This is a genomic window from Lamprobacter sp., assembly GCF_034860625.1.
Taxonomy (GTDB): domain Bacteria; phylum Pseudomonadota; class Gammaproteobacteria; order Chromatiales; family Chromatiaceae; genus Lamprobacter.
Genome location: NZ_JAYESN010000249.1, coordinates 1 through 4,311, shown reverse-complemented (window position 1 = coordinate 4,311; position 4,311 = coordinate 1). Strand labels below are relative to the sequence as shown.

Here is a 4,311-nt window from a genome sequence, read left to right as displayed (position 1 = left end):
GCCGATGGTCTTCACCGAGAACCGACTCGATCACATCGAGCGGATCATCGCCTTGCTTCAGTCGGCGGGAGCTCTCGTGAATCAGGCTGAACGGGCCGGAGAGATCATCGCCTTGGCGCAGGCGGCGCGTATCGTCGATGACGTGCCGCACCGCATTGATGCCTGATGTCATGCGGTCGATCCGTTTCTGCTTCTCGGCGATGAAGGTCGACAAGCGTTCGATTAGACGGGCGGAATCCTTCCAGATCTCGTTGAGCGTTTGGATACGCTGGAGGATCGCCTCCTCGCTGAGTGTTCCAGCAACGGCCTCGGTCTCGACCAGGATGCCGTTGGCGAGTACCAGAAACAGGGTCCAGTCTTCGGTTGGGTCATCGGTATCCTGGTAGACGAATCGGCCGTCTTCATCGATGCGCAGCTGATCGAAGTACACCCGCAAGCCCGGAGCGGCACCGCTGACGAGATCGCCGATGCGATAGGTCGTCAAGACGCAGTCGAAGCGCTTGGTTTGAACCTCGACCTCGCGATCACCAAGCGGGACTCGCAAGCTGTCGAACATGCCCATGAGTCATAGACCTCTAAGGGGGGAGTCTCCGTTGGCAGCGGACAAGATGAGCGATGTTCGCGTTGAAGACTGTGATGCAGGATGCGGACATCGCTATTTTCATGTCAAGCTAGCACGACTGTTTGCCTTCTTCACGGCGTGCACAGGGACACTCCTGGCATGGTGCCGTTTTCTGATGCCTGTCGTTACCTAGCCAGGAAGCAACAAAGGCTGAGCTAACGATCTACTTTCAGGGCGGCTTCGCGCCGATACTGAGATCTGCCGTTTTGTAAGCTTTTCTAGACTCAGATGTATACATCCTTAAGACCACGTCCAGCGCTGACTGCAATCAGTCTCTATACAGGAGCGGGCGGTCTAGACCTAGGCTTTGAGGCGGCCGGCTTCGAGACGCGCATTGCGCTCGAAATGGACGACGATTGCGTTGCCACGTTGCGTGCCAACCGCTCTTGGCCGGTGATCCACCGCTCGATTCATGATGTGTCGTCGGCAGACCTTCTTCGCGAAGCAGACCTTGAGCCGGGCGAAGCAGATGTGCTCATTGGCGGCCCACCCTGTCAGCCGTTCTCAAAGTGCGGGTACTGGGCGACGGGTGATGCCCGGCGCCTGGAGGACCCTCGCGCCTCGACGGTTGAAGCCTATTTGCGGGTGCTGCGTGACGTCAGGCCTCGTGCTTTTCTCATAGAGAATGTCGCCGGTCTGGCCTTCCGCGGAAAGGATGAAGGGATCGAGCTGATCCATCAGATCGTGGCGTCGATCAACCGCGAGCAGGGGACTTCATATCATGTTGAGCTACTGGTGCTCAATGCCGCTGACTTCGGAGTACCTCAGACCCGCGAGCGCGCTTTCTTGGTTGGAGCCCGTGACGGCTCCCGTTTTGGTCAGCTAGCGCCCACGCATCGCCCGGTCGACGCCGGGACGAAGGGCAGCCAGCTAGCGCTCGCGCTTGATCTGCCGCGCTATCGAAACGCCTGGGATGCCATTGGTGACTTAGAGGGTGATGACAACCCTGAACTTCGCTTGCGTGGCAAATGGGCAGACCTGTTGCCATCGATTCCGGAGGGAAGCAACTATCTCTATCACACCGACCGTGGTGCCGGCATACCCCTGTTCGGCTGGCGACGTAGGTTCTGGAATTTTCTGCTGAAGCTGGCGAAGGATCAGCCGTCTTGGACGCTGACTGCGCAGCCTGGGCCGGCTACGGGGCCCTTCCATTGGAAGAACCGACGCCTGTCTGCACGTGAGCTGTGTCGATTACAGACCTTGCCGGACGACTACTTCGTGCTCGGCGCTCTGGGCACTGTCCAGAGGCAGTTGGGGAACGCCGTTCCTTCGGCGCTGGCTGAGGTGATTGCGCTCCAGCTGCGCCAACGCTTGCTCGGCGAGGCAGCGAGCGTTGATCGCGGTGTTTCTCTCATACCTTCTGTTCGCGGAGAGCCTCCACCACCAGAGCCTCTGCAGCCGGTCGCTGACAAATTTTTGCATTTGGCGGGTCGTCACGAGCCGCATCCAGGGACTGGTAAGGGGCGCCGCGCATCCATGCGATTAGTGTCGCTTTAGCTCGGTGGCCTTGCGCTTTAGGGTTGAGTAGGGCAATGACTTATCAGCGATTTTCTGTCAGTCGCAGCCAAAAAGCCCCCTTGCTGGCGTTTATCTTGTCGGCTTTGGATGCCGCAGGCTGTCGCGTTATCCATTGCTCTGATCCGAGCGAGGCCCCGTTTCGAATCAGCTTTGAAGCACCGGATGGTGAGCGCTTAGGCATCATCGCCTATGCCTTTCTTGCAAATAGTCGCAGGACACGAAATCGGCCTGCCGATGAGCATCGATTTCAGGTGAAGTACGGTCCCAAGACCGGTGAGCTGCATGAACTCTGGCAGGACCCGTTTGGTCTGTATACCACGCTCTTTCTCGGCATCAATCCCGAGCGCGGCTTCTTCGTTGCAGCTGACCCTGTGCTGCATAGCCCAACACGCTTCTTCATCTCCGTCGAATTCAAAGAACAGCAAGTCCAAGCCATCCTTGATCGCGGGTGGCTCTCGTGGGAGCGCCAGAAACGCTCCAAGGATGGATTGGAGGAGCCTGCCGAAGTTATGGTTGGTGGCTTGCCAGACCAATTCCTGCGCTACGTTCGGTTTGAGCGTGCGGCAAAAGGGCTGGATACCGGACACCGTGGCCTGCTTGCCGACAAGGTGGCAGAGCTGGAGCGCTTCTCGATACCAATGCAGGAAACGGACGCGGGAGCGTCCGTAGGGTCAGCAGGTCTGCATCAGTTGGCGACAGAATTCCAACTGACGGAAGCCGAGATACTCGATTTGATCGAGAGTGCTCCTCGACTCAAGATGGCCGTTCGTGGCTGGGTGGCCGAGACCCATTTGCTCAGGCAACTCGCTGGACTGCCAGTTATAACCGAGTGCACGGCGATCGAAGAGGATGGGCGTCCAGACCTGCGCGTATCGCTCCGCGGCGGTCGGCCGTTACTGATCGAGTGCAAGAATATTCTGCGGCGACCCTATGCTGATGGAAGCTATCGGCTCGACTTCCAGCGTACCCGCGCAGCGAAGGGCAACCCCTGCTCTCGGTACTACACGACCGCTGAGTTTGATGTGGTTGCTGCCTGCCTGCATCCGCAGACCGAGCGGTGGGATTTCCGTTATGCCCTCACCCGTGATCTGGACCCTCACGAACATTGTCCAGGCAGGTTGAGCAACCGTGCCAGGATTGACTCGCGTTGGGGGCAGGATGTCGTCTCAGTCCTAGAACGGGCGCTGATTTGAGCAGGCTGGTTGGTGAGCAGCGGCCTGTGCCGAGTTTCGATCGGATTTGTCCGGCCTCGTCTGTGGCATCCAAGGTCAGGTTTGAGGAGATCTTTTTAGAGAGATGTAACATGCAGGGATATTCCATGCAAACATTTGATATAAAATAACTTAACCTGAATCCAGGCGCCCTTGGCAAGGCCTTTGACAGCAGCGATAAGGTGCTGATCACTCGCTGCGATGAGCCGATCGGCATCGCGGCTCCCTTCGACGAGCGATTGCTCGGCCTTGGTTTTCTGCGCTGGATCGCGATTCGCTTGTTTCAGGCTGGAGACCTCAGTCTCGGCCAGGTTGCCAAGGTCTTTGGCAAATCCAAGCAGGAGATGATGCCGCTTTTGTCTACGCTTGGTGTCGCCATCGCGGATTACGATCTAGACGAAGACTTGGAGACGCTCCATCTGCCGGAAGGGCACTGAGTGTCCGCTGGCGTCAGTGACACAACGGTGCTGATTGTGCTCGGCGCTCAGCAGCGGTTGGACCTTCCAAACTGCTACTTCGTCGAGGAGTGCAGCGGCTCGCATTCGCTGAAAGGAGCGCTGCGTTCTGGATGCGATCTCACCCGATCAAACGCCGCTCCGCCTCCGCATACTTGGCTGCAGTCTGGGCAATGATGATCTCGGGCAACATCGGCCCGGGCGGGGTCTTGTCCCAGTCTAGGGTCTCGAGATAATCGCGCACGAACTGCTTGTCGAAGCTCGGCGGGCTGCTGCCGGGCTGGTATTGGTCGACCGGCCAGAAGCGGGAGGAGTCCGGGGTCAGCACCTCGTCGATCAGGTGCAGGCGGCCCTCGGCATCGAGGCCAAATTCAAACTTGGTATCGGCGATGATGATGCCGCGCTCGAGCGCATAGGCGGCGCTCTCTTGATAGATGCGTAGGCTGATCGCGCGCACCTGCTCGGCAAGCTCGGTGCCGATGCGATCGGCGGCGCCGGCGAAGTT

General features: G+C 58.7%; 5 protein-coding genes. 3 read left to right on the top strand and 2 right to left on the bottom strand.

Translation table 11 applies throughout. From position 1 onward, the window contains the following. Positions 1–562: hypothetical protein (locus VBE63_RS25320; protein ID WP_323685779.1), on the bottom strand; the 562-nt coding region annotated here is incomplete at its 3' end. Positions 563–850: 288 nt separating this feature from the next. Between VBE63_RS25320 and VBE63_RS25315 the strand changes: the two genes are divergently transcribed. The 3 genes from VBE63_RS25315 (at position 851) to VBE63_RS25305 (ending at position 3,788) form a co-directional block, all read left to right on the top strand. After that, complete coding sequence (locus tag VBE63_RS25315) at positions 851–2,119, top strand: DNA cytosine methyltransferase (protein WP_323685778.1); 1,269 nt, start codon at positions 851–853, stop codon at positions 2,117–2,119. 35 nt (positions 2,120–2,154) lie between these two features. Continuing rightward, positions 2,155–3,333, top strand: coding sequence for a hypothetical protein (locus VBE63_RS25310; RefSeq protein WP_323685777.1), 1,179 nt, complete (start codon positions 2,155–2,157; stop codon positions 3,331–3,333). 200 nt (positions 3,334–3,533) lie between these two features. Beyond that, positions 3,534–3,788 (top strand): UPF0175 family protein, encoded by a 255-nt coding sequence (locus tag VBE63_RS25305; RefSeq protein WP_323685776.1) that lies wholly within the window; start codon positions 3,534–3,536, stop codon positions 3,786–3,788. Between the two features lie 139 nt (positions 3,789–3,927). Here the strand turns inward: VBE63_RS25305 and VBE63_RS25300 are convergent. Continuing rightward, a partial coding sequence (locus VBE63_RS25300) for a phosphoribosylaminoimidazolesuccinocarboxamide synthase (protein ID WP_323685775.1) occupies positions 3,928–4,311 on the bottom strand: 384 nt, incomplete at its 5' end.

Excerpts from the sequence above, each read along its gene's own strand:
- VBE63_RS25315 (WP_323685778.1), top strand. The coding sequence starts at position 851 with ATGTATACATCCTTAAGACCACGTCCAGCGCTGACTGCAATCAGTCTC.
- VBE63_RS25310 (WP_323685777.1), top strand. The coding sequence starts at position 2,155 with ATGACTTATCAGCGATTTTCTGTCAGTCGCAGCCAAAAAGCCCCCTTG.